Annotated in this window: 24 protein-coding genes; 9 read left to right on the top strand and 15 right to left on the bottom strand. The window is 31.5% G+C overall.

Annotated elements, in window-relative coordinates; translation table 11 throughout:
- Nucleotides 1–34 precede the first annotated feature (34 nt).
- The 4 genes from LQ617_RS04420 (at nucleotide 35) to ltaA (ending at nucleotide 4,403) form a co-directional block, all read left to right on the top strand.
- Nucleotides 35–757, top strand: a complete 723-nt coding sequence (locus LQ617_RS04420; protein WP_239739689.1) for an ABC transporter ATP-binding protein — start codon at nucleotides 35–37, stop codon at nucleotides 755–757.
- Nucleotides 741–1,883, top strand: a complete 1,143-nt coding sequence (locus tag LQ617_RS04425; RefSeq protein WP_239739691.1) for an ABC transporter permease — start codon at nucleotides 741–743, stop codon at nucleotides 1,881–1,883. Before LQ617_RS04420 ends, LQ617_RS04425 begins: the two co-directional genes overlap by 17 nt.
- 170 nt (nucleotides 1,884–2,053) lie before the next feature.
- Nucleotides 2,054–3,229 (top strand): diglucosyl diacylglycerol synthase, encoded by a 1,176-nt coding sequence (locus LQ617_RS04430; protein WP_037588893.1) that lies wholly within the window; start codon nucleotides 2,054–2,056, stop codon nucleotides 3,227–3,229.
- Nucleotides 3,207–4,403, top strand: coding sequence for a lipoteichoic acid biosynthesis MFS flippase LtaA (ltaA, locus tag LQ617_RS04435; protein ID WP_025905655.1), 1,197 nt, complete (start codon nucleotides 3,207–3,209; stop codon nucleotides 4,401–4,403). Before LQ617_RS04430 ends, ltaA begins: the two co-directional genes overlap by 23 nt.
- Before the next feature lie 70 nt (nucleotides 4,404–4,473).
- Here the strand turns inward: ltaA and LQ617_RS04440 are convergent, their stop codons facing one another.
- The 3 genes from LQ617_RS04440 to LQ617_RS04450 form a co-directional block, all read right to left on the bottom strand.
- Nucleotides 4,474–4,980 (bottom strand): YjcG family protein, encoded by a 507-nt coding sequence (locus tag LQ617_RS04440; protein ID WP_239739693.1) that lies wholly within the window; start codon nucleotides 4,978–4,980, stop codon nucleotides 4,474–4,476.
- A gap of 35 nt (nucleotides 4,981–5,015) precedes the next feature.
- Complete coding sequence (locus tag LQ617_RS04445) at nucleotides 5,016–5,765, bottom strand: alpha/beta hydrolase-fold protein (protein WP_037588890.1); 750 nt, start codon at nucleotides 5,763–5,765, stop codon at nucleotides 5,016–5,018.
- Nucleotides 5,766–5,843: 78 nt separating this feature from the next.
- Complete coding sequence (locus LQ617_RS04450) at nucleotides 5,844–7,406, bottom strand: alanine/glycine:cation symporter family protein (protein ID WP_275590240.1); 1,563 nt, start codon at nucleotides 7,404–7,406, stop codon at nucleotides 5,844–5,846.
- A gap of 370 nt (nucleotides 7,407–7,776) precedes the next feature.
- Here LQ617_RS04450 and LQ617_RS04455 point away from each other — a divergent pair, with 370 nt between their 5' ends.
- Entirely contained in the window at nucleotides 7,777–8,889 is a 1,113-nt protein-coding gene (locus tag LQ617_RS04455) for an AI-2E family transporter (RefSeq protein WP_204252811.1), read from the top strand.
- Between the two features lie 185 nt (nucleotides 8,890–9,074).
- Here LQ617_RS04455 and fabI read toward each other — a convergent pair whose 3' ends face one another.
- From fabI to LQ617_RS04490, 7 genes are all read right to left on the bottom strand, one after another.
- The gene (gene fabI / locus LQ617_RS04460) at nucleotides 9,075–9,848 is read right to left on the bottom strand and encodes an enoyl-ACP reductase FabI (protein ID WP_037588888.1); all 774 of its coding nucleotides are present in this window, start codon (nucleotides 9,846–9,848) and stop codon (nucleotides 9,075–9,077) included.
- Between the two features lie 152 nt (nucleotides 9,849–10,000).
- Nucleotides 10,001–11,842 carry a cation:proton antiporter family protein gene (locus LQ617_RS04465; protein WP_037588887.1) on the bottom strand — a complete coding sequence of 614 codons (1,842 nt, stop codon included), beginning with the start codon at nucleotides 11,840–11,842 and terminating at the stop codon, nucleotides 10,001–10,003.
- Between the two features lie 10 nt (nucleotides 11,843–11,852).
- Nucleotides 11,853–13,235 carry a magnesium transporter gene (mgtE, locus tag LQ617_RS04470; protein WP_025905662.1) on the bottom strand — a complete coding sequence of 461 codons (1,383 nt, stop codon included), beginning with the start codon at nucleotides 13,233–13,235 and terminating at the stop codon, nucleotides 11,853–11,855.
- 31 nt (nucleotides 13,236–13,266) lie between these two features.
- Nucleotides 13,267–14,127, bottom strand: coding sequence for an RluA family pseudouridine synthase (locus LQ617_RS04475; protein WP_239739695.1), 861 nt, complete (start codon nucleotides 14,125–14,127; stop codon nucleotides 13,267–13,269).
- 2 nt (nucleotides 14,128–14,129) lie between these two features.
- Nucleotides 14,130–14,933, bottom strand: a complete 804-nt coding sequence (locus LQ617_RS04480; protein WP_025905664.1) for an NAD kinase — start codon at nucleotides 14,931–14,933, stop codon at nucleotides 14,130–14,132.
- A gap of 11 nt (nucleotides 14,934–14,944) precedes the next feature.
- A complete protein-coding gene (gene yjbM, locus LQ617_RS04485; protein WP_037588886.1) occupies nucleotides 14,945–15,580 on the bottom strand; it encodes a GTP diphosphokinase in 636 nt (211 codons plus the stop codon).
- A gap of 5 nt (nucleotides 15,581–15,585) precedes the next feature.
- Complete coding sequence (locus LQ617_RS04490; protein WP_025905666.1) at nucleotides 15,586–15,942, bottom strand: UPF0738 family protein; 357 nt, start codon at nucleotides 15,940–15,942, stop codon at nucleotides 15,586–15,588.
- A gap of 135 nt (nucleotides 15,943–16,077) precedes the next feature.
- On the opposite strand from LQ617_RS04490, the gene LQ617_RS04495 reads away from it, so the two are divergent.
- The 3 genes from LQ617_RS04495 to LQ617_RS04505 all read left to right on the top strand — a co-directional run bounded on the left by LQ617_RS04495 (nucleotide 16,078) and on the right by LQ617_RS04505 (nucleotide 17,926).
- Nucleotides 16,078–16,656, top strand: a complete 579-nt coding sequence (locus tag LQ617_RS04495) for a CYTH domain-containing protein (protein ID WP_239739697.1) — start codon at nucleotides 16,078–16,080, stop codon at nucleotides 16,654–16,656.
- 95 nt (nucleotides 16,657–16,751) lie between these two features.
- Entirely contained in the window at nucleotides 16,752–17,111 is a 360-nt protein-coding gene (locus LQ617_RS04500) for a globin domain-containing protein (protein WP_049319860.1), read from the top strand.
- A 20-nt stretch (nucleotides 17,112–17,131) separates the two neighbouring features.
- Entirely contained in the window at nucleotides 17,132–17,926 is a 795-nt protein-coding gene (locus LQ617_RS04505; RefSeq protein WP_103361597.1) for a DsbA family protein, read from the top strand.
- Between the two features lie 504 nt (nucleotides 17,927–18,430).
- On the opposite strand, the gene pepF is transcribed toward LQ617_RS04505, so the two are convergent.
- The 4 genes from pepF to spxA all read right to left on the bottom strand — a co-directional run bounded on the left by pepF (nucleotide 18,431) and on the right by spxA (nucleotide 22,557).
- Nucleotides 18,431–20,236, bottom strand: a complete 1,806-nt coding sequence (gene pepF / locus LQ617_RS04510) for an oligoendopeptidase F (protein ID WP_107565922.1) — start codon at nucleotides 20,234–20,236, stop codon at nucleotides 18,431–18,433.
- A gap of 41 nt (nucleotides 20,237–20,277) precedes the next feature.
- Nucleotides 20,278–21,267, bottom strand: coding sequence for a competence protein CoiA (locus LQ617_RS04515; RefSeq protein ID WP_239739698.1), 990 nt, complete (start codon nucleotides 21,265–21,267; stop codon nucleotides 20,278–20,280).
- A gap of 53 nt (nucleotides 21,268–21,320) precedes the next feature.
- A complete protein-coding gene (mecA, locus tag LQ617_RS04520) occupies nucleotides 21,321–22,010 on the bottom strand; it encodes an adaptor protein MecA (protein ID WP_204252807.1) in 690 nt (229 codons plus the stop codon).
- A gap of 151 nt (nucleotides 22,011–22,161) precedes the next feature.
- Nucleotides 22,162–22,557 (bottom strand): transcriptional regulator SpxA, encoded by a 396-nt coding sequence (gene spxA, locus LQ617_RS04525; RefSeq protein ID WP_025905673.1) that lies wholly within the window; start codon nucleotides 22,555–22,557, stop codon nucleotides 22,162–22,164.
- Between the two features lie 334 nt (nucleotides 22,558–22,891).
- Here spxA and trpS point away from each other — a divergent pair, with 334 nt between their 5' ends.
- A complete protein-coding gene (gene trpS, locus LQ617_RS04530; RefSeq protein ID WP_037588881.1) occupies nucleotides 22,892–23,887 on the top strand; it encodes a tryptophan--tRNA ligase in 996 nt (331 codons plus the stop codon).
- A gap of 56 nt (nucleotides 23,888–23,943) precedes the next feature.
- Here the strand turns inward: trpS and LQ617_RS04535 are convergent, their stop codons facing one another.
- Nucleotides 23,944–25,566 carry a peptide ABC transporter substrate-binding protein gene (locus tag LQ617_RS04535; RefSeq protein ID WP_025905675.1) on the bottom strand — a complete coding sequence of 541 codons (1,623 nt, stop codon included), beginning with the start codon at nucleotides 25,564–25,566 and terminating at the stop codon, nucleotides 23,944–23,946.
- Nucleotides 25,567–25,592: the final 26 nt, after the last annotated feature.

Raw genomic sequence — 25,592 nt, forward strand, 5'->3', positions numbered from 1 at the left:
GTGAGCGTTTACTTTTAAATAAAGGGGTGCTTTTATGATTGATATTCAATCCATTACAAAATCTTATGGAAAAGCAGTTATTTTAAAAGATGTAACAACTCAATTTGAACCTGGTTTAATAACTGGTTTAATTGGCCCATCAGGTGCAGGAAAGACGACTTTGATCAAATGTATTTTAGGCATGACAACTATGGATTCTGGTAGAATTTCGATCAACGGCAATCGTATACCTAATAGAGAAATTCTAAGGTCTATTGGTTATATGTCTCAAAGTGATGCATTATTTGATGATTTAACCGCTGTTGAAAATTTAAAATTCTTTGCGAAATTATATATTCATAAAGCACTTAAATTGGACATCAATGAACAAATAGAACGCACGCTGGAAATTGTCAACTTATCACATGAAAAACATAAAAAAGTTAAGGCATTTTCTGGAGGTATGAAACGTAGATTATCTCTTGCAATTAGTATGATTCAAAATCCAGACATATTGATTTTAGATGAGCCAACAGTTGGCATCGATCCTAGATTAAGAAAATCGATATGGAATGATTTGTTTCAATATAGAGATGAAGGCAAGACCATTCTGATCACAACACATGTATTAGATGAAGCAGATAAATGCGATCGTTTATTACTAATGAGAGAAGGTCAAATCATTTCTTACGGTACGCCAAATGAAATTAAATCATCATATAATGTAAAAACGATTGAAGATGTCTTCTTAGCGTTAGGAGATGGTGCAGTTGATTAATATTGCCACGCGTATTTTAAAACAAGTTATAAGAGATAAACGTACCCTTATGCTCTTACTCGTTGCACCGTTATTAATAATGACGTTGATTTATTTTTTATTTAACTATTCTGATGAGTCAACTGATCTGAAAGTGGGTACATATCAAGTAAACGATCAAATCATTTCAAGCCTCAAAAAACAGGATATTAACATTCAAAAGTATTCAAATCAACAAGATTTAAAACATAAATTTAAAGAGGATCATTTAGACGGTTTTCTATCATTAAACGATAACAAACTAGATGTAACTTACGAAAATACTGACCCAAGCAAAACGAGTCAATTAAAGTTAACCATCAATAAATTAGTCATTATGCAAAGTACAAAGCAGTTGTCATCTGTCGTTAATCAACAAGGGAAAATCATTCAGTCAATCACTCATCAACTACCAAATGCCGAAAAGTCTCAAGTTTCGGCTAAATATCCAAATCATATAACTAAACTAGATGCCAAAGAGCATTATTTACATGGTGATAAAGATACAAATTATTTTGATACAATAAGTCCTATTTTAATCGCATTTTTCGTATTCTTCTTTACATTCTTAATTTCAGGTATTTCATTACTCAAAGAAAGAACATCTGGAACTTTAGAAAGAACTTTATCATCACCTATTAAAAAACATGAAATAATTTTAGGTTATATAGTTGGTTATGGTACATTTGCCATCATACAAACAACTTTGATTGTTTTATATGCTATTTCTGTATTACAAATGGTTACAGAAGGCAACATATTATTAGTATTTATTACGAATGTACTCGTGTCATTTATAGCACTTACACTTGGTTTATTGTTATCGACATTCGCATCATCAGAATTTCAAATGATTCAATTTATTCCTTTAGTTGTGATTCCTCAAGTTTTTTTTGCAGGCATCATACCAGTGGAAAGCATGCATAAAGTACTCGTATATATCGCACATATCATGCCACTATACTATGCAGGTGATACCATACAAAATGTTATGTTAAGAGGCTATCACTTATCAGATATTTATATAAATTGGATCATACTCATAGGTATATTCTTATTACTGTTAGCATTAAATATGATTGGTATGAATCGATACAGAAAAGTTTAACTATATCTCATGCATAATGACGTATAATTTGTTAAATATCTCCAACTAAAACATTGATATAGTATAAAGTTTTTATATTAATTTTGTAATTATATGCAATATCTTTTCACAAAATAGCGAAAATGCGTTAAACTATCATAGAAATTAAATACAAATACGGAGTGTGGCTAATGGTTTCTCAAAACAAAAAATTATTGATTATTACAGGTTCTTTCGGTAATGGTCATTTACAAGTTACGAATAGTATTGTGAAACAATTTGGTGAAATGAATTTAAATCATTTAACTGTTATTGAGCATGATTTATTTTTGGAAGCACACCCTATTATGACTTCAATTGCGAAACAATGGTATATAAACAGCTTTAAGTATTTCAGAAATATGTATAAGTTCTTCTACTATAGTAGACCTGAACAAATTGATAAATGTTTCTATAAATACTATGGGTTAAACAAATTATTAAATTTACTTATAAAAGAAAAGCCTGATTTGATTTTGTTAACTTTTCCGACACCGGTCGTATCAGTTTTAACGGAACAATTCAATTTAAATATACCTATCGCTACAGTTATGACGGACTATCGTTTACACAAGAACTGGGTAACACCACACTCAAATAGATACTACGTTGCTACGAAAGATTTGAAAAAAGAAATTGAATCTATCGGTGTAGAAAGCGATGCAATCAAAGTAACAGGCATACCTATATCGAAACAATTTGAGCAACCAATCGATCGATATCATTGGTTAACGAAACATAAATTAGATCCAGATAAGAAAGTCATTTTAATGTCTGCTGGTGCTTTCGGTGTATCAACAGGTTTCTCAACGATGATTAGTAAAATAGATATGTACGCTAAAGATGCTCAAGTTGTCATGATTTGTGGTAACAGTAAAAGCTTGAAAAATGAACTTAGACATCATTTTAAAGATAATGATAATGTGTTGATACTCGGTTATACGAAACACATGAATGAATGGATGGCATCAAGCCAACTTATGATTACTAAACCAGGTGGTATCACTATTTCTGAAGCATTCTCAAGACATCTACCATTGATATTCTTAAATCCAGCACCTGGACAAGAGTTAGAAAACGCTGAGTATTTCTCACAAAAAGGATACGGTAAAATAGCACACACACCAGAAGAAGCGACTAAACTTGTTATTTCACTTATGAACCAACCATCAAGACTAAAAGAAATGACACAATTACTTGAAGAAAACTATATTGAAAAATCAACAGAAAATATTTGCAAAGACTTACTTTCATTATTAAGTGATTCACTTTCTTATAATGAAGTTTATGGAAAGGTTCCTATGTATGCCAAATACTTCATCAGATAAAACATTTCACAAAAAAGATTTTCGGTTAATGCTCATCATATTATTTATGATGGAATTTGCGAGAGGAATGTACATTTTAAGTTATTTACCAATTCTACCAACAACCACTGCTAAAGTGACTGTTGGTATTACTTCTTTAGCGATTTCTTTACATTTCATCAGTGATGCGTTAACCAATTTCGTAATAGGTTTTCTTCTAAAACGATTTGGTCCAACTGTTATTTTAACGTGTGGATTTATATTAGCTTTTTCAAGTTTAGCACTCATTATTTTTATACCGTCACCTATCGTATTTATTTTAAGTGCTATATTATTAGGTATCGCGGTCAGTCCAATTTGGGTCATTATGTTATCTAGTGTAGACGAAGCTTCTAGAGGTAAACAAATGGGATACGTTTATTTCAGTTGGTTAGTTGGTTTATTATCAGGTATGATCTTTATGAACTTACTATTTAAACTACATCCTACTCGATTTACATTTATGATGGCGCTATGTGTACTCATCGCATGGATATTATTCTATTTCGTTAAAGTACAATTAACAAACTATGAAAGTAAATCTGTTAAAAAACAACTACGCGAAATCGTACAAGTTACAAGAAGACATTTATTACTATTTCCAGGTATCTTTTTACAAGGATCTGCAATAGGTATGTTGGTCCCTATATTGCCAACATACGCAACAAAGCATATGGGTGTTACGACATTAGAATATACACTTCTACTTATTGTCGGCGGTATTGGATGTACCATTTCGATGTTATTCTTTTCTAAATTGATGGATAAACATTCTAAAGCATTTACACACCTTATCATTTTTGTAGGATTTTTAGCATATAGCTCATTCATATTTGGCTTAACGGTCTTAACACAATTATTTATCGTTCTATTGATTGCTTTACTCATTGGTACAATTTATGGATTACTCTTACCAGCATGGAATACATTTATGGCTGGTCAAATTCATAACAAAGTACAAGAAGAAACATGGGGTGTCTTCAATAGCGTTCAAGGATTTGGAACAATGATTGGCCCGGTATTAGGTGGCTTAATATCTGAAGTATTTAGAGACGTGTATTATACAATTTATGCTTCAAGTATTATGTTCTTATTCTTAGCATTATTCTATGGTACATTCTTTATTATTAATTATAGAAAAAGAAAATCAGCATAATATAAAAAGGAAGCAGAAGGTATTAAATCCATACCTACTGCTTCCTTATTTATATGAGATAAATTTCAATTTATCCTAGTGTATATGAAGCTTCTTCAGACCATGTTTCGTCTTCATTTTGCTTCATAAGTTTAATTGTATCAATTGTTTCAGAATGATCTATACCAGCCATTCTTACTTGGCCATAAATATCTTCAAATTCTTGGCTTGAAAGACCTTGTGCAATTGTAAAGTGTGGTACGAATGGATGTGTACTTTCACCATAGAATGCTTCATTATTAAATTTACTAAATAAAGATTCTAATTCATCCGTTTTAGTCACTTTAAAATAAATAACATTTTTAGTAGGTGCAAAGCTAGATGCTTTAGACACTTGGATATTTAATGGTTCAAAGTCTTTAGCTGTTGCCTCTAATTGTGATTTCACTTCATTTAGTTTACTATCTTCAATTTCAAATTTCTCTTTAATTGTAATATGTGGTGCAATTAACGCATAGTGTTTGTCATATCTTTTACGATAAGCATTCACTTGTTCTTGGAATGGTTTAGACGGAATAAGTACGATGCCTAATTTCATAATGATACTTCCTCCTTTGTTTTTCTACATTATTATTATATCAAATTTTTTTGATTTTGATGACTTAAAAAGTAACTTAACATATTTGGTAATTCAGGCTTCCATGTTTTCCATGTATGTCCACCATCTAATTCAGTGTATTCATATGTTAAATCTTCCTGCTTAACGCGTTCACTGAATGCTCGATTCGGTGTTAAAAAGTCTGCCATATCTCCACTTATAAGTTTGAAAGAATCTTCTTCTTTGCCTATATAATGTTTGATTGTTAATAGATGTTTAGATGAGCAATTGTTAAATGCTTCTATTACTGTATCGTTGATCAGTGGACTGAACAGACCTGCTTGACTAAAATGATGCGGGTATTCTAAACATGTCATTAAAGCAATACTTGCTGCTAGACTATCGCCTAGTAACATTCTTGCATTACCTACTTTCAAAGTTGAGAATGTTTTATCAATATAAGGACATAGCTCTTTTACCACAAATTGTGACGTTTCTTTTCGGTATTCTCCATCGGGATGAAATTCTGTTCTTCTCTTATCTACATCTTCATAGTGAACACCGATAATGATTGCCCTTTCTATCTCATCATTTGTTCTTAATTTCTCGTATGCACGATGAATTTGACCAAATTGGAAAAAGTCCCTACCGTCAAATGTAATAATCACATGATGTTTATATAGATCTGTATAGTCTTTAGGTAAGTAAATTGAGATTGTCACTTCCCTTTTTAAGAATTTACTTTCGAGTTTAATTTGGTCAACAAGACCTATTTTTTTATCCATAAAGAACGCTCCCAACTGTACATATAATATTATTGTACAGTAGAGAGCGTATATTTGAAAGCGTTTGATATTGTTTAATTATTTATCATCCAAGTTATATTCTTTTAAACGTTTAGGATAATCTTCATGCCAGAATTTTGCTGTTGGTACTTCATCAGGTTCTGGTCTATATATCGCATAGTAACCTGATCCTTTTTGTTTTTTCTGAATTTCAAAGTCACGTAATGCTCTTAAGGCTGGTTTATGGAGTATCCAAATTGCAATGATATTTAACCATGCCATCATACCTACACCTAAGTCACCCATCGCCCAGGCAACATCAGCTGTTTTAACACATCCGTAAATTGTGGCACCAATGAGGATTAACCGTACTAATATAATCCATATCTTCTGTTTATCGGACGGTATGATATAACTTACGTTAGTCTCTGCGATATAGTAATATGCCAGTATCGTTGTAAATGCGAAGAAGAACAATGCTAACGCAATAAAGTAAGAACCGAAACCTGAGTACGCTGGATCAAACGTGTAGTTATCTCCAGAGAACGCTTTATCGATACCTGCTTGAGCATACATCGCTGTACCTGATACGTCTTTACTACCATCTGCGCCTTGTACATAAATTCCATTATCATGAATTAAGTGTGGTGAACCATCTTTATTTGTTCCACCATCTGTTGTATTAAATGTACCTGACATTAAAATCATTAATGCTGTAGCTGTACATACTAATAAAGTATCTACATAAACTGAGAATGCTTGTACAAGTCCTTGTTTAGCTGGATGTGATACTTCTGCAGCAGCAGCAGCATGTGGTCCAGTACCTTGACCTGCTTCGTTTGAATAAAGTCCACGTTTAACACCAATTTCAATCATCGCACCGAATATACCACCAAAAGCAGCTTCAACACCAAATGCAGATTTGAAAATTAATGCAATTAAACCTGGAACTTCTTGAATATTTAATATAATAATAACAATCGCTAAACCTATGTAAACAATAGCCATAAAAGGTACAACGGCTGTCGCAACATTTGCAATTGCTTTAATACCACCGAAAATGATAAGTGCTAATAATACAGCTAATACTATAGCAATAATCCAAGGATTTAAACCAAATGCATTTTTCATTGAAGAAGCAATCGCATTTGATTGTACACCTGGAAGTAATAAACCTACAGATAGTACTGTAACAAGTGCAAATATAATTGCATATATTTTACCAGCTTTACCTTTTATACCTGATTCTATGTAGTATGCTGGTCCACCACGATATTGACCATTAATTTCTCTTTTATAAATTTGACCAAGTGTTGATTCTATAAATGCCGAACTCGCACCTAGAAATGCTGTAGCCCACATCCAGAATACTGCACCGGGACCACCGATAAAGATTGCTGTTGAAACACCAACAATGTTACCTGTACCAACACGACCTGCTAATGATACTGCGATTGCTTGGAAAGAAGAAATACCCGTTGGTGATTTTTCCCCTTGAAACATTAACCGAATCATTTCTTTAAAGTGCCTGACTTGGAAAAACCTCATCATAAATGAAAATAAAACACCAGTCAGTAAAAGACCATATACTAACGCTTTACTCCATACAATCTCATTCGCAAAGCTAACAATAGATTCCATAATTAATCTCCCCTTTGTTGTAAGCCTTAAGATAACCTCATGTTCAGAAAATTTCGAAATTACCTTGTTATGATTATACCATGTATAAATACACAATCAATATTTTTTTGAAATGAACATAACATAAACTGTAAGCGCTTACTATATTGTCAAAAAAGCTTTCTTGAAATAATAAGTGTAAAATCTTAGAGTTGCTTATATTCATAATTACTTAATAATTATTCTAATCCGTACAACTTAAAGTAATATATAAAAATATAAACTTTTAAACAATACACGGATTCTAGAAACTATTTTATTTATCATTGTTAATTCTGTAATTTCGCTTATAATATAAAAGTATGAGAAAGTTTGATAAGGAGGACTTCTATTGTTAAATAAAGCATGGTTTCGTACAGGAATAGCTATTCTCCTTACGTTTCTAATTATTAAAATATTTATGGAAATCAATGAAATATTTTATCCGATTATCATTATCGTAAAATCCATATTACTACCATTATTATTAGGTGGATTCTTATTCTATATTTGTTTACCTTTTCAGAAGATGTTAGAAAAAAGAAAAGTACCAAGATGGGGAAGTATTTCGATCATCATCGTTGCATTATTACTAATTGTTGTATTATTTATCTCTATCATTGCTCCTGTATTAACAAATCAAATTAATAATTTAATTAAGAACATTCCATATATACAACGTGAAATTCAGCATGTTGTAGATTATGCATTACAACAAAGAGATCGATTACCAGATAATATATCACAAAAGATTAATGATTCAATCGAAAGTATAAGCGGTATCGTAACAGATATGTTAACCAACTTATTTAGTTATATTTCATCATTTGTTTCAACAATGTTCTTATTAATCTTAGTGCCTTTCTTCTTAATATATATGTTAAAAGATCACGAAAGATTTATACCGTTTATTGCGAGACCTTTCAAAGGACGTACGAAATGGTTTGTCGTGAATTTAAGTAAAGACATTAATCAAACTTTACAATCTTATATACAAGGTCAAGTTACAGTTAGTGTTATATTAGGTGTCTTATTGTACCTTGGTTATACTTTTGTAGGATTAGATTATGCATTACTTTTAGCGTTATTAGCATTGATTACCAATATGATTCCATTCTTAGGACCATGGTTAGCATTTATACCAGCAGCAACAATCGCGCTAATACAAGATCCTATGATGCTCGTTTGGGTAAGTATTATCACTTTAATTTGTCAGCAACTTGAAGGTAACGTCATTACACCAAACATTATGGGTAAATCATTAAATATTCACCCACTTACAATCATTACAGTAATATTAGCTGCAGGTAATTTAGGTGGATTCGTAGCTATCTTAATAGCTGTGCCAACATACGCAGTACTTAAGACAATCGTTCGAAATGTATACACACATAGACAATCTATTAGTTCAAGTGCGAACCGTACAGTTGAAGACGACCCAATACATGATAATAACTTAAAATAACAAAAAACTGAAACCAATGCGGTTTCAGTTTTTTGTTTGGTGTGGAAGATATTATTTTGGGCATCCTTAGTTACACTTCCGCCGACTTTTGTTACTATGGCCGCTCTTATTTACACTTCCCCATCTTTTTGTTACTACATATACAAAAAAACCAACAAAATCATAGATTTTGTTGGTTCTCTATATTATCTTACAACGTGGTAACCTGAGTCTACGTGAATATTCTCACCTGTTACACCGCTTGAGTAGTCACTTAATAGATAAGCTGCTGTTTTACCTACTTCTATAATATCTACATTACGTTTTAATGGTGAACGTTCTTCGATTTCTTTAAGGATCGCATTGAATCCACCTACACCTTTTGCACTTAATGTACGGATTGGACCTGCAGAGATTGCATTTACTCGAATGTTATCTTCGCCTAAGTCACGTGCTAAATATTTAACGTTTGCTTCTAAGCTTGCTTTAGCTACACCCATTACATTATAGTTAGGAACTGCAAATTCTCCGCCTAAATAAGTAGTTGCAACGATGCTTCCACCTTCTGGCATTAACTTTTTAGCTTCTCTTGCAACGATTGTTAATGAATAAGAACTAATGTCTTGTGCTAATAAGAATCCTTCACGAGATGTATCCGTAAATCTTCCTCTTAAGTCTTCCATGTTAGCAAAAGCGATTGAATGGTAAACACCATCAATATGACCAAATTTTTCTCCAATTTGTTCAAAAGCATTTACAACATGATCGTCTTTTTGAACATCACACTCATAGATGTGTTGTCCTTTTTGATTTTTTAATTCTTCAAATAATTTAACAAGTTGATCTTTACTACGTTCTTTTCTGTATGTGAATACTAAGTTAGCACCTAGTTCGTCTAACACTTTAGCTACACCAAAGCCAATACTTCTTTTGTTCGCAATACCCATGATTACATATGTTTTACCTTCTAAATTAAACATTCACTATACTCCTTTAATATGTATATTATACTAAACATTCACTCGTTATAATAACACTGGTCAGACCACCTGACAAGCATTATACTTTTATTTTATATTGAATAAAAAGTAAAAATGAGGTCTATTATACAACCTCATTTTTACAAAGTTTATTAAATAAATTCCATATCTTGTTTTAATTGTGAAACATATTCTTTAGATCCTGTCACAATCAACTTATCTCCATATTGTAATTCAGTATCACCATGAGGTACGATTGAATCTTTTCCTCTAATAATACGTACGAAGATTACATCCCCAGCAAATGGGAATGATCTTAACAGAACATTATGGTAGCTATGGTTCTTCATCTCTATTTCATATAGAGATGTTTCCACGTTACTTAATAAGTTCAGCATGTTTGGAGATTCAATTAATCCTTTAAGTAAGATTTTATTACTTAAGAAACTACTAAAGAATTCAATGTTCTTACCTTCAAATGCTTCATCTTCACTACCATTTTCTTGCTTACAAATAATTCTTTTAACGCCATGATCATGTGCCATTAAAGCCACTTGTTTATTGATATGATCATCGTTTGCAGAACATACAATGATATCTGAATCAAATAAACCTAATTCTACAAGTTCCTCTTCAATATAATCATCCAGCTCATATGTTTTAATGCTTTCATCTAACTTTCTATTATCTGAAAGATCTTTTCTAAAGAACATAGAAGTTTGATAAATGTGAGAATGAATACTTTGAGCAACTGGAATCGATAATTGGTTCTTACCAATAAAGCTCACTTTTACAATTCTCTTAGTTTCTTCAGGCATTGGGAACATCTTCTTAAATACAATCGGTACAAAGACACATGTGATAACCGCACTTAGAATAAGTATGCCAGATATTTCTGAACTGATTGTACCAAGTTGTTCAGCGATTTTTGCTGCTGCGATTACAAGTGACAATGTTGACGTTAATAGGAATGCAGAAGATATTGTCGTTTTACGGTCATACCATTTACCTATAAATGCTACTGGAATTAACTTAGAAATTAAAAAGGCAATAAATAGTAAAGGTATGATAATTAATAAACCTGGCTCTTGCACTAGTGATGGTATGTTTAAATTCACACCTACCATAATGAAGAATATCGGAATAAAGAAACCATATCCAAATGAGTCCAATTTCTCTACCATATCTTGGTCAGGTCCTAATAACGATACGATAACACCTGCTAAGAAGGCACCTAATATATTTTCAGCACCCACACCTTCAGCTAAACCAACAAGTAGAATAATAAGTGCAAATACAGCACGAATACCTATTTGAGTAGTACCTGAAGTTAATTTTTTTAAGAATGGTGATTTTTTAAATAAACCACCCATAATATAAAAGATAAAACTAAAGACGATTAGAATACCTATAAGCCATAACGGTGAATCACCTTTAGCATTAATTGTTCCGTAAACTGTTAACAGTAACATTGTTGCTAAATCTGCTACAACTGCAACTAACAAGATAAATTGTCCGATGCTTGTATGCATAATATTCATTTCTTTTATTGTTGGTACAACTACACCTAAACTAATTGTCGAAATGATGATAACCATCAATAATACGTCGTCTATTAAACCAGTCCATTTGAATATAAAGGCTAATAAAATAGATAAAACCATAATTAATGAAAATACGACAGCCGTTAAATATAAATTACTTGGAATATTATTTCCTTCTTGTTCATCAGAAGTTTGTTTCGTCTTAAACGCGTTAAAATCAATTTCTAAACCACTTAAGAACATTAAAAATATAAAACCTAACGTCGACAAGATAGATAACCATGCATCTTCTTTTACTAATCCAAATAAAGAGTCACCTATGATTATCCCCATTATGATTTCAGCAACGACAACAGGTAAGAAAGAAATTTTCAACCTATTTACAAGTATAGGTGTTAAAAATGCAGCAATAACAACAATAACGAGAGATGTAAAACTAGAATGCTCCATATTATTCTCCTTATATTAGATAAGACATAAATGCTGTTGCTAAACCAAAGTAGATCAACATACTGACAATGTCGTTTATTGTCGTAATGAATGGTCCACTTGCAACTGCAGGGTCAATATTCATTTTATTCATAAACATCGGTATAATTGCACCCATTAATGTACCAACAGTCATCGCGATTGTTAAACTAACTGAAACGATGAGTGCCAATACAGGTTCGCGATATAATAAAACAATTATAATAAATAAACTTATTGCACAGAAGAAACCAGTCAGTAATCCTGAACCAGATTCACGAAGTGCGAGCTTAAATTTGCTTTGTTCATTTATTTCACCTGTTGAAATATTACGTACAGATACGGCAAGAGATTGTGTACCTGAGTTACCACTCATACCACTAATGATAGGTATAAACGCTGCAAGAAGTGCAACTTGTGAAAGTGTATCTTCAAATTGTCCTAATATGGATGCTGTAATCATACCTAAAACCGTTAATATTAATAACCAAGGTAAACGTTTCATAGCTGTTTGGAAGACTGAATCATTTGTAGAGTCGATGTCAGATACACCGGCTAATTTAGAGTAGTCTTCACTTGCTTCTTCATCCATAACGTCCAAGATATCATCGATTGTAATGATACCAAGTAAATGATCTTGATAGTCTATTACAGGTAACGCAATCAAGTCATAATCACGCATTGTTTGTGCTACGTCTTCTTGGTCATCAGCTACATTAGAACTGATAACACGTTCACTCATAATTTCTTCAATATATGCATCATTTTCAGCAACGATTAAGTCTCTTAATGAGATAACACCTGCTAACTTTTTATTTTCGTCAACAACGAAAATAACGTATATTGTTTCCGCTTCAGGTGCTTGTTCTTTAACATAGAACATCGCTTCTTTAACAGACATTGTTGAATATACTGAAATAAACTCAGTGGTCATAATACCACCGGCAGTGTCTTCTTCATAGTGAAGTAATGCTTTAATTTCTCTAGCATCTTCACGATTCATGAGTGTGAGTAAAGTGGCTATTTTACTTTTAGATAATACATTCAAAATATCGACTGCGTTATCGTATGACATGTCACTTAACATTTGACTTGCATAATTAGCATTCATATTTTGAAAAATTTCTTCGTATTCTTCATCATCTAACTCAGTCGTTTCAAAGAAGTCAGCTACTTCTAACGGAGAAAGGAATTGATATATTTTTTGTTTGAGCTCATTATCACATATTTCAAAGTATTCACCTTGATCATATGTATGCATATTTAAAAATTCTTCTCTAAATTGGTCTATTTCATCATTTGCTAATAGTTCGTCTAACTTTTCTTTATCAAAAGCTTCGTCTTCGATGTAATTTTCATTATTTTCATTAACCAACTTTGCCACCTCCTCATAAAAATACAATTTATTATATCATACCTACACCGCTTAGGTTATAGTGCATTTCATCAACAATATGCAATTGTTTTAAAGTAATGGGATGTTCAAATTCTATATGATAGCACTGCAGTAATTGATGCTCATATTGACCATCTTCAAATCCATATAAACTATCCCCTATAATTGGATATCCAATATGTGCGAGATGCACTCTTATTTGATGTGTTCTACCTGTAAACAACTGTAATTTAAGCATGCTATTTTCAGAATCACCATCTAAATATTCATATTCTGTATGTGCAAACTTACCTTCTTCAGAAACTTCTCTTTCTATAATAGAATGTTTAGCACGTGCAATCGGCGCTTTAATAACACCTTGTTTCGGCTCAACAACGCCATGTACAAGTGCAACATAGTATTTACTAATTGTCGTATTTGAAACCATATGATGTAATAATTGATGCTTCGCAAATATAACTATACCACTTGTACCGCGATCTAAACGTGTCACAATATGTGGAATCGTGCGTTCACCATTCATTATCATATGGCTTAATACCGCTTCAACTAAACTATAATGTGGATGTTCTCTAGAAGGCGCAGTATTCATCATGGCAGGTTTAGAAACAATAATAAACCATTCATCTTCAAATAAAATATTTAAATCAAACGTAAATGGTTCTAGATTATGACTAGGCAATTCATTAGGTAAATGGACATCAATTTCATCACCTTCATGAATTTCTTTTCTAACGGTAGCGTGTTTTTTGTTCACTAATAAAGCGCCATTCTGCTTAATGGCGCTTAAACTCTTTTTAGAAATGCCTTTATCATATAAGAATGTCTTCAAAGTCATTGAAGAAGTTGCTTGATATTGTAATACTTTCATATTTAATCCTCATTTGAAATAAATGAATCATGTACTCTTTTCCAGAAAGGAAATGGTCTAAATCTCGCAAAGCGGACTTTTTCATTTGCTACTCTATATTGAATCGATTCAATATTTTTATGTTTAACATTTACATGATCAATCGTAACTTGTAATGTATCGTTATTTACAGGATGTATATGACAAACGTGATGTTTAGGCAATACAAGCGGAGAACCGACTGTTCTAAAGACACGGTTATTAATAGAAGCTATTTCAGCTATTTGCATAGCTTCTAGTGATGGATGTATAAGTGCCCCACCTAAAGCTTTATTATAAGCTGTTGAGCCAGATGGTGTTGATACGCATAAACCATCTCCTCTAAATCTTTCAAACTGCTCGCCTCTTAATACTAAATCTACGACTAGTGTTGCGCCATTATCTGTTTTAATTGTCGCTTCATTTAAAGCTAGATATCTTGTTTCATATCCGCCTTTTTTATAACGAATAATCACTTCTAATAATGGATATTCTATAACTTGATAAGTTGAATTGTTAATTTCAATAATGAGTTTTTCAACTTCATGTGGCAACCAATCAGCATAGAAACCTAAATGCCCAGTATGTACACCTACGAAACTGACATCACCTAACATATGACTATATTGGTGAAATGCTTGTAATAAAGTACCATCTCCACCAACAGAAATTACGATATCGGGTGATTCTTTGTCTTCAACCATATTAAAGTCATTCATATGATTTTTCATCTTATACATTAAAGCATTCGATTTTGAATCACCTTTTGATAATATATTATACTTCAAAGCATTCACCCCTAATCGTGTTTATGTTTATTACTTTTCTGTCTGGAATAATATTTCTGTGCTTCTTGAATTTCTTCGCGTATTTCAGACATTTCTTCATCTAATAAAAATGCTGCCTCAGCTGCTCTCTCTAGTCTATTTCTTATTTCAGGAGGATAATCACCATCGTACTTATATCTTAAAGTGTGTTCAATCGTCGCCCAGAAATTCATCGCTAATGTTCTAATTTGAATTTCTGCCAAAATATTTGTTTGACCATGTAACGTTTCAATTGGATAACTAATAATGACATGATACGAGCGATATCCACTTTCTTTTGTATATTCGATATAATTTCGTTCTTCTACAACTTCAAAATCTTGACGTTGTCTTAATAGTTCTACAACGATATCTATATCATCAACAAACTGACACATCATTCTTAAACCTGCAATATCATACATTTCCTCTCTTAATCGATCAAAAGGAATATTACGTTGATTTGCTTTATCTATAATACTTGAGATAGGTTTAACACGACCTGTAACAAACTCAATTGGCGAAGGTTTATCTGAAGATTCATATTGTTTACGTAACCCCTTCAATTTAATCTTTAATTCGTCAATTGCTTGTTTATATGGTGCCAAAAATTCTTCCCATTGATTCATAACCATCACTCCGCTTTGTTTAATTCAAATGCTTCCTCTACCGAAGCTACAAACGCTTTACCATAGTTGTGATTATCTGCGATGTTATCTAATAAAAATTCCATTTCTTCTTTAAATGAAGTTAATACTAAATGATCGTTGACGATGACCTCTTTGTCGAAGTGTTCATGAATCATTGACCATGTTTCCTCTACAAATAATAAATAATGGTATTGTTCACCGCTATCAAGCATATATACAAATGCATGATTATCGCTATCTACAATCATATGCTCTGCTGGTTCTAATCCCTCAGTTGGTTGGTCTGTATAACATTTGATTTGATTATCATTTATTTTAATTTCATTTACATAAATACGCATTGTTGTTCCTCCTTATTCCAATCTATTTTAACACATTTTAATTTAAACATTCATATCATCAAGTCAATTTTGTATAATTACTTGTTTATCCGTAAATCTTCTATAATAATAGTGTAAAAGGAAGTGTATATCAAAATGGGACAAGAACTCGAAATTGAATTCAAGAATATGCTCACACTTGAAGACTATGAATCAATCAAACAATATTATTTTAAACAAAGTGAGCCTTTTAAACAAACAAATTACTATATAGATACAAATAATCATGATATTATGTCACAAAAAATGGCACTACGAATACGTGAAAAGAATCAAAATTATGAAATGACATTAAAAGTCCCACAAGAAGTTGGTCTTCTAGAATATAACGAAATAGTTGAGGAAGTTCCTAAACAAGGTGAACGATTAGACAAACAATATCTTCCAGAAATCATTACTGAAATATTAAATAAGTTCAATATTCCATTGAATGATCTGCGACAACTTGGTGATTTAACGACTTATAGATTAGAAAAAGATATAGGCACAGGACTTTTAGTATTAGATCATAGTATTTATTTAGGTATTGAAGATTACGAATTAGAATTCGAAGTTAAAGACTATGCTAAAGGCGAAATAGCTTTTAATAAAATTTTGAATGACATGAATATAGAAAGAAATATTCCAAATAATAAAGTGGTACGCTTTTTCAATGCAGATCGCAAAAGAACATGAATTTACTTTCGTTACAAGTCGAAATACTTTCAAAAATTTAAGAACATGTTATATTAATATTATCAATAATGAAATAAGCAAGAAAAGGTGAAATTATGACCCCATATGAAGTAATCGACCCCCAAGATTTGTACGACATGATTGATCACTTTTATTATCTCGTAGAACGCGATAATCGTATTAATCATCTTTTCCCTGGTGACTTTGCAGAAACGAGTCGTAAACAGAAACAGTTTTTAACTCAGTTTTTGGGTGGTCCAGCATTATATACAGAAGAACATGGTCATCCGATGTTACGACAACGTCATTTACCTTTCAGAATTACGAATAAAGAAAGAGATGCTTGGCTAGAGAATATGCTTGAAGCACTTACCCAATCTCGATTAAATAAAGATATACAAGAATATTTATATGAAAGACTCAAGCTAACTGCAAACCACATGGTTAACGCTTAATATAGTTGAAGGTGGATAATATGGCCGAAGAATTAAGACTAATCCATGCTAATGAACAAAATAATATAGATTTAACACCTGTAAGCAAAATCGAAATTTATTCATTTTTCGATCCATTTTGCGAAGATTGTTTTAATCTATCAGCTACATTAGCAAAGTTAAAAATTGAATATCAAAAATATGTTAAAATTCGTCAGATTTTGAACCCATCTCTAAAAGTTTTGACTAAATGTCAGGCTCAAAGCACATGTGAATTTGATAATGTAGCTTTAGCATTTAAAGCAGCAGAATTACAAGGACATAATAGAGCAAGCAGATTTCTAAACTTAATTCAGAATGAAATTATACCTCATGAAAAAATCATTACAACTGAGTTAATTAGAAAATGTGCGTACAAATCTGGAATTGATTTATCTGTATTTATTAAAGACTTAAAAGAACAGTCATTGACTGAAAGTTTACAAACAGATTTGCACATTGCACGTGAAATGGATATCAATATGACACCATCACTTGTGTTCTTTAATGAAGATGTACATTCTGAAGGACTTAAAGTAGAAGGTTTATACCCATATCATATTTATACGTATATCATTCAAGAACTTATTGGAACTGAAGTTGAGAAACAACTTCCTCCAAAATTACTCGACTATATACAGTCGCAATCCATTATTTCTGAACAAGAAATTGCGACAATATATGAATGGCCAGAGAAAATCGTCAAACGCGAATTAAAAAAATTACAACTCCAAAATTATATAGAACAACAAGATTCTGTACACGGAGATTTTTGGAAATTCAAGAAAAATAAATAATAGAAAGTATAGGATCTGTATCCTAACTTAAATTAAATAACATCTCATTTCATTTGTTCATTCAGTTAGAAATGAGATGTTATTTTTTATGCTTTAGATAAAATGCATAAAATAAAAAAACAGCAGTCATTCATCATTAAGATGAATAGCTGCTGTTTTAATTTGGACATTTATGCCCTACTCAATTTTTAGCATGAACATTAAGTTTCATACTTTATGGTTAAATATACGTTCTTATAACTTATACTTACCATTTTAATAGATAACTTTTGGGATGTTAACTATGAATGAACAAACAAATAAATAAAAAACACCGTGTCTGATTACACGGTGCTTAAACAAAGGGGATGGGAGAAATTTTTCACTTCAAACAAAGGGGTATGTTTGTTATGTGATTAATTTCATGTATGTAATATAACATGGTCTGTACACTAAATTCAACAAAAAACATCGGTTTTTTTTAATTTGTCACACAGTTGTCATATTGGAAACGTCTACATACATTTATTTCTCTTTTACAAGCTTTTCAAAGGCATTTAGTTTCTGTTCAAATACTTCCATTGCCTCTTCTATTGGTTGTTTAGATGTCATATCTACACCAGCTTTTTTCAATACTTCGATCGGATAATCTGAGCTACCTGCTTTTAAGAATTCATTAATATATCTCTCAACAGCTGGTTCGCCTTCTTCTAATATTTGTTTGCTTAATGCTTGTGCCGCACTATAACCTGTAGCATATTGATAAACATAGAAATTATAATAGAAATGAGGAATACGTGACCATTCTTTGGCAATGTTCTCATCTGTCACAACAGCATCTCCGAAATATTTTTTATTAAGTTCTGCATACTCAGAGTTTAAACGATCTGCAGTTAATGGTTCACCATCTTCTACAATTTTATGAATAAGATATTCAAATTCAGCGAACATTGTCTGTCTAAATAATGTTGCTCTAAATCTTTCTAACTCTTGGTTTAATAAATATTTACGCTTTTCAGGATCTTCTAAGTTCTTATCCATATATTCACTTAATAACGCTTCGTTAGTTGTTGAAGCAACTTCTGCTACAAAGATTGAATAATCACTTTCATTTGATTGTTGATGTTTTCTACTGAAATAACTATGTGCAGAATGTCCAAATTCATGAATTAACGTAAATAAATCAGAAATAGAGTCTGTCCAGTTAAGTAAAATAAATGGATTTGTTAAGTGAGCGCCTGAAGAATAACCACCAGAGCGTTTACCTTTATTCTCATAAACGTCTACCCATCTATTATTTAAACCTTCTTCAACTACATCTGTGTACGTTTGACCCATAGGTTGTAACGCTTTAACCATCCAGTCTTTAGCTTCTTCATATGGCATTTCAAATGAAGAGTTTTTAACAAGAGGTGTATACATATCATACATATGCATTTCATCTAAACCGAGTAATTCTTTTCTTAAAGCTGTATAACGATGTAACAATGGTAAATGCTTATGTACAGTCGCAATTAAGTTATCGTATACTTCTTCTGGAATAAAGTTATTTGATAATGCTTGTTCACGAGCTGAGTTGTACTTGCGAACTTTTGAACTAAATATAGCAGTCTTTACTTTCCCACTTAACGTCGCAGTTAATGTATTGTTATGACTACCATATGCTTCATATACATTATCATAAGCAGATTTTCTTAACACGCGGTCTTCAGATTCTAACAATTTAGTATATGTACCTTGTGTCAGTTCGTGTTCATTACCATCTTTATCAACTGCTGGTTTAAATGTTAAGTCAGCATTATTGAACATACCAAATACATTGCTAGGTGTTTGTAATGCTTCCCCTGCTTCAGCTAAAATCTTTTCCTCTTTATCGCTTAATATATGAGGTCTTTTCTTATTAAGTTTTTCAATATCAAATTGATATCTTTTTAAATCATCATTAGATTCAACAAATTCATTTAATGTTGCTTCATCAATAGACATTAATTCAGGTAAAATAAAGCTCCATGCACTCGCAAATTTATTAGCAAGTGTTGCTGCCTTCGCTTCATATCCAGCGTATTTATCATTTGCTGTGTCTTGATCATGTTTCAAATGAGCATAAACATAAACTTTACCTAGTTTCTCATCAATTTCACTATCAAGTAATAACGCTTTATACAATGTTTCTGCACTATCTTTCAAGTGACCTTTGAATTGTTCTTCTTTACCTAAATAGCCTTCTAACTCTTTAAAAGCTTCTTCATATGCTTCGTCAGAAGAAAAGATAGTTGTTAAGTCCCATGTATATTGTTCTTGTTGTTCTTCCCTTGTAATTAACTTCGCCATCTTAATAGCCTCCTTAATATTTCATATTTATAATTTTCTCATTAATTAGTCCATTTTGCACGTGAAATAGCCTTTCGTTTTACAATTGAAATATATGAGTAAAAGGCGTTTAAAAGGATTTCTTTCTTAGAGTAATGACAATCATAAAATGATCTAAATTCTATGAACTGATAAAATTTTTCAAAAGTAAATGTCTTATTTTTCATTTCTAAAAATAAGTATGATTGCCATGTTATACAATGTGTTAAAAAATATATTTGTTCAGGTACAATAATGCCAATAATCGGTTGTCTATTCTTATGTATTAAGCGTGCATTATATAATAACGATAGCGTCGGTTCTAATACATTCTTCTGTTTCCTACATTTAGTTAAATATTCTTGATAAGCTCTATCCGTTAACGCTAAATTCGGTATTTGCTTTAACGGGTAATCTTCTAATAAATGTTCCCATTGAATTTCCCGTCTATAACCGATAAATCTATGTTTATCAATTGATTGTAAACATTCATATCTTATTAACAGTCGCTCTTCAGGATTATAAGTTATAAGTGTTCTTTCTCTATGATTAATGAGTGCTGCTTCGAAATAACTGAGGGTTAATATACCATTCTGATATTTAATTTCTTTACCAATCCAAATTACTTTCATATTCATTACTCGAAATCCTTCACTTCTATCCATTAATAAATCAAAGCTAATAGGTGAATATTGAAATTCGACAACGATATTGTTATTAATCAGTATGTCAGGAATTTGTTCTATCTCTGAAATATAATATTCCATATCTATGTTAACTTTCCCATTTAAGCATGCATAAATATGATGTTTAGATGATATGTGATCAAGAGATTCTTTCTTATAACTATTTCTCAAACAATAACTATCTACTTTATGAGCAAAGTGCGCAACAGTATATTTCCCTTTCTTGATAACTAGTTCAGATAAACAATCCGGACACCTATAAATTTCATTTGCCTTAGCGTGTTGTGCATATATTAACTGATTATGTTGATTAAGTCCCATTAACATAAAAAAACACCTCTTTACTATATAAAACGTAAAGAGGTGCTAAAATTACTTATTTAATTTTTAGGTTCAAAATATCTTCTCACTTGACCCATAACATTATAACTCATGACAACTTTCGCATAATCATCTAGATATAATTTAGACACTTGAGTTGGATTAGCATATTCAAGTAATTGTCCGTAGAAGTCATTAATAATGTCTTCATTATCTATTTGATCAAATTGTACATAATAATAATATTTGTTATCTAACATGTATAATAAGTCTGTAAATACAATATCTTTATGTTCATTATAATGTGCATATTCAATAATATCTTCTAACTCTTCGAATCTTACAAGTAAGCCAATGTCTTTAGGAACAAAGTGTTTTTCAGCTTCTTTCTCTTCATTCAAGAGATCTCCGATATTCTGATCAGAATCGAGTGCTTGAGATAAGAAATCATTGACTTGATACTCTAATTGTTCATTAGATTCTTCGTCAGTCATATTTAACAGTTCGTCACCTTTAGATTTAGAAACGGTTACTTCAACACCCTTTTCAAATGCATGCACTTGGATCCACAATGGTCCTTCAACGACAAATTCTTCCTCATCATTGATTTCATCCATCATAGACCAGAAAAATTCTTCGCCACGTTTACGATTTGTCCATAAATCTTCACGTTTGAAACCTCTTGCTTCGATATCTTGATAAGTTATAAATAATTTTACCGTTGTTTCATCAATTCGTTCTATTCTCATAATGTCACACTCCCTTACTCTAGGAATAGTACATTCATTGTATTATAAACAAGTACATTTTAACAGTAATTTGTTCGAACTATTCACATTTAATTTTATATACAAAAATAGCCCCTGTAAACAGGAGCTATAATGTTAATATTAGACTAAATTAGTCAACCATACGTTGTGCTTCCATTAATTGGAATGTACGCACTTTTCTTGGTAAGAAACGACGAATTTCATCTTCGTTATAACCAACTTGTAAACGTTTATCATCTAAAATAATAGGTCGACGTAATAAACCTGGGTTGTCTTGTATAATTGTATATAATTCTTGTAGAGGTAATGCATCGATATCTACATTTAATTTTTGATATGTTTTAGAACGAGTTGAAATAATTTCGTCTGTTCCATCTTCTGTCATCTTTAAGATTGATTTAATTTCATCTAATGTTAAGTGTTCTGAAAAAATATTACGCTCCGTATACGGAATGTCATGTTCTTGTAACCATGCTTTCGCTTTACGGCAAGATGTGCAACTTGGTGAAGTAAATAATGTTACCATACATCTCACTCTCCTAATTGAATATTATTTATGTTAAACGTCAGTGAACTTATAAGATAAAATACACTTAATTATATATACCCTATATCTTACTAGGTTAAACATATATTGCTCACTTGGTTTAATCTTTATCTAATTGCTATAAATATATTATATAACTCAAAGATTAAAATTAAATGAGAAACTGCTAATAATTCATTAAAAAGCACATAAATTATAGATGAATATGTTTATGACGACATATTTATCTAATTACAAGAATAACACAACTTACAAATGAATAAAATACTGTTATAATGATATAAAGAAATTTTGTAGAAAAGAGGCAAGGTTAATGGAAACTTTATTTTCAGGTATCCAACCAAGTGGTATCCCTACTTTAGGTAACTACATTGGTGCACTAAAACAATTTAATGAAATTCAACACGACTATGACTGCTTTTTTTGCATTGTAGATCAGCATGCAATTACAGTACCTCAAGATAGACTTAAATTAAGAGAGAACACACGTAAATTAGCTGCGATTTACTTAGCATCTGGATTAGATCCAGAAAAAGTAACGCTATTCATCCAATCAGAAGTACCAGCACATATTCAAGCAGGTTGGATTTTAACAACAATCAGTTCAATTGGTGAACTTGAAAGAATGACGCAATATAAAGATAAAGCACAAAAACAATCTCAAGGTATTCCAGCAGGTCTATTAACTTATCCACCATTAATGGCAGCAGATATTGTACTTTATAATACAAATATCGTACCTGTCGGCGATGACCAAAAACAACATATTGAATTAACACGTAATGTCGTTGATCGTTTTAATACGAAATATAATGATGTTTTAATTAAGCCAGAAATTCACATGCCAAAGTTTGGTGCTAGAATTATGAGCTTACAAGATCCATCTAAGAAAATGAGTAAGAGTGATGATAATCAAAAGAACTTCATCTCATTATTAGACGAGCCAAACGTTGCAGCTAAGAAAATTAAAAGTGCTGTTACAGATTCTGATGGCATCGTTAAATATGATAAAGAAAACAAACCAGGAATCAGTAATTTACTTGTTATATACTCTAGCCTATCAGGTCAATCAATTGAAGAATTAGAAGCACAATATGCTGATAAAGGATATGGCGATTTCAAAGGAGACTTAGCTGAAGAAGTTAAGAAATTCCTTGTAGAATTCCAAGAAAAATTCAATTATTATTATGAAAACAAAGAAGTATTAGATGAAATACTTGATAAAGGTAGAGATAAAGCAAGTTTCGTAGCCAATAAAACATTGAAAAAGATGGAAAACGCTATAGGATTAGGTAGAAAAAGAAAATAATTATAAAAAGCAGTAGAATCTCACATCTAAGTGAATTTCTACTGCTTCTTTAATGTCTATTTTTCAATATAAGCTTCTTTTAATGTAGAAACGCCTCCGAATTGGTGGTTCACTACATTTTTAACGTTAGGTTTTTGAAGTTGTGCTACACCGACTTGATAAAGTGGTACAATACCCGCTTCATTTAATAACATACCTTCAGCTCTTTGTAATTCTGAAAGTCTCTTATCAGGATCGCTTGCTAATGATGAGTCTGCTGCTTTAATAATACTGTCATATTCTTTATTAGACCAGCCAGTATTATTATGAGAACCGTCTGTTACATAAAGTTCTAAGAATGTCATTGGATCTGGATAATCTGGAATCCAGTTTTCTAGTGACATTTCATATTCACCTTTTGATACGAGATCAAGTTTTTGTTTAAATGGTTGTTGTTTAATTTTAATTGTAACACCATCTAAATTTTTCTCTAATTGTTCTTTAAAGTATTCAGCATCTCGTTTAGCTGTGTCTTTATCATAAGTCATCAGCTCAATTGTAAATTTATCTTTACCTAATGCTTTTTTAGCTTTTTCATAATGTTCTTTTGCTTCTTTAACATTATATTGATTCGTATTTTTCACGCCATCTTGATATTCTTTACCTTTACTATCTTTAACAAAATCTTTCGGTACAAAGTTGTCTGTTGGAATAGAACCGTTATTCAAGTTGTTTTTTACGTATGCTTCTTTATCAATTGCTTTAGCAAATGCTAATCTAAAGTCTTCATTCTTGAATTCAGGTACTGTATCTTCATTTAATTTGAAGTAATACGTTACAGTATCTAATTCTGTATTAAATGCTTTATCATCTTTATATTTCTTAACTTGTTCTGCTGGTAAATCTACAATATCTAGTTTATTCGTTTCATATAAATTTACAGCTGTTGAAGCTTCTTTAACGACTTTGTAGTTTACTTTGTTTAATTTAACTTTATCTTTATCCCAGTAATCATCATTTTTTTCTAGCGTTACTTTATCATCTGTTTTCCATTCAGTCATTTTGAATGGTCCATTATATAAAGTTGTTTTGACTGTTGTACCATACTTGTCACCTTGTTTTTTAACGAATTTTTCATTTTGTGGCATAAATGTACCGAATGACAATAATTCTTTATAGTATGGTAATGATTTCGTTAGTTCAAATTCTAATGTGTGATCATCTACGGCTTTAACACCAAGTTCTTCAGGCTTTTTGTCACCTGAATTAATTTCTTCTGCATTTTTAATATCGTATAAGATATATGCATATTCAGATGCAGTATCTGGGTCTACAACTTTTCTCCAAGCAAAGACAAAATCATGTGCCGTTACTGGATCGCCATTTGACCATTTTGCATCATCTCTTAATTTAATCGTCCACTTCTTACCATCGTTCGTAATTTTTGGATCACCTTTTGCTACTGCTGGTATTGCTTTATCATCTTTATCTAATGTGTAGAGACCTTCCATTGTTTGGAAGAACATATCAAATGATAAACCATCTGTTGCCATAGCTGAATCCATCGTGGGTATATCACCATTGATTTGTAAATCTAATGTTTCGTCACTCTTGCCTTTACTTCCGCCACCCGATGAACATGCACTCAATACGAGTACAGCTGCCAACATCATTGTTAAAACTTTAAATATTTTCGACATGTAACTCATCCCCTAAGTTTATATTT

Source organism: Mammaliicoccus sp. P-M59 (assembly GCF_022386135.1).
GTDB lineage: Bacteria > Bacillota > Bacilli > Staphylococcales > Staphylococcaceae > Mammaliicoccus > Mammaliicoccus sciuri_A.

Excerpts from the sequence above, each read along its gene's own strand:
- LQ617_RS04420 (WP_239739689.1), top strand. The coding sequence starts at position 35 with ATGATTGATATTCAATCCATTACAAAATCTTATGGAAAAGCAGTTATT.
- LQ617_RS04425 (WP_239739691.1), top strand. The coding sequence starts at position 741 with ATGGTGCAGTTGATTAATATTGCCACGCGTATTTTAAAACAAGTTATA.
- LQ617_RS04430 (WP_037588893.1), top strand. The coding sequence starts at position 2,054 with ATGGTTTCTCAAAACAAAAAATTATTGATTATTACAGGTTCTTTCGGT.
- ltaA (WP_025905655.1), top strand. The coding sequence starts at position 3,207 with ATGCCAAATACTTCATCAGATAAAACATTTCACAAAAAAGATTTTCGG.
- LQ617_RS04440 (WP_239739693.1), bottom strand. The coding sequence starts at position 4,980 with ATGAAATTAGGCATCGTACTTATTCCGTCTAAACCATTCCAAGAACAA.
- LQ617_RS04445 (WP_037588890.1), bottom strand. The coding sequence starts at position 5,765 with ATGGATAAAAAAATAGGTCTTGTTGACCAAATTAAACTCGAAAGTAAA.
- LQ617_RS04450 (WP_275590240.1), bottom strand. The coding sequence starts at position 7,406 with ATGGAATCTATTGTTAGCTTTGCGAATGAGATTGTATGGAGTAAAGCG.
- fabI (WP_037588888.1), bottom strand. The coding sequence starts at position 9,848 with ATGTTTAATTTAGAAGGTAAAACATATGTAATCATGGGTATTGCGAAC.
- LQ617_RS04465 (WP_037588887.1), bottom strand. The coding sequence starts at position 11,842 with ATGGAGCATTCTAGTTTTACATCTCTCGTTATTGTTGTTATTGCTGCA.
- LQ617_RS04475 (WP_239739695.1), bottom strand. The coding sequence starts at position 14,127 with ATGAAAGTATTACAATATCAAGCAACTTCTTCAATGACTTTGAAGACA.
- yjbM (WP_037588886.1), bottom strand. The coding sequence starts at position 15,580 with ATGAATCAATGGGAAGAATTTTTGGCACCATATAAACAAGCAATTGAC.
- LQ617_RS04490 (WP_025905666.1), bottom strand. The coding sequence starts at position 15,942 with ATGCGTATTTATGTAAATGAAATTAAAATAAATGATAATCAAATCAAA.
- LQ617_RS04495 (WP_239739697.1), top strand. The coding sequence starts at position 16,078 with ATGGGACAAGAACTCGAAATTGAATTCAAGAATATGCTCACACTTGAA.
- LQ617_RS04500 (WP_049319860.1), top strand. The coding sequence starts at position 16,752 with ATGACCCCATATGAAGTAATCGACCCCCAAGATTTGTACGACATGATT.
- LQ617_RS04505 (WP_103361597.1), top strand. The coding sequence starts at position 17,132 with ATGGCCGAAGAATTAAGACTAATCCATGCTAATGAACAAAATAATATA.
- pepF (WP_107565922.1), bottom strand. The coding sequence starts at position 20,236 with ATGGCGAAGTTAATTACAAGGGAAGAACAACAAGAACAATATACATGG.
- LQ617_RS04515 (WP_239739698.1), bottom strand. The coding sequence starts at position 21,267 with ATGTTAATGGGACTTAATCAACATAATCAGTTAATATATGCACAACAC.
- mecA (WP_204252807.1), bottom strand. The coding sequence starts at position 22,010 with ATGAGAATAGAACGAATTGATGAAACAACGGTAAAATTATTTATAACT.
- spxA (WP_025905673.1), bottom strand. The coding sequence starts at position 22,557 with ATGGTAACATTATTTACTTCACCAAGTTGCACATCTTGCCGTAAAGCG.
- trpS (WP_037588881.1), top strand. The coding sequence starts at position 22,892 with ATGGAAACTTTATTTTCAGGTATCCAACCAAGTGGTATCCCTACTTTA.
- LQ617_RS04535 (WP_025905675.1), bottom strand. The coding sequence starts at position 25,566 with ATGTCGAAAATATTTAAAGTTTTAACAATGATGTTGGCAGCTGTACTC.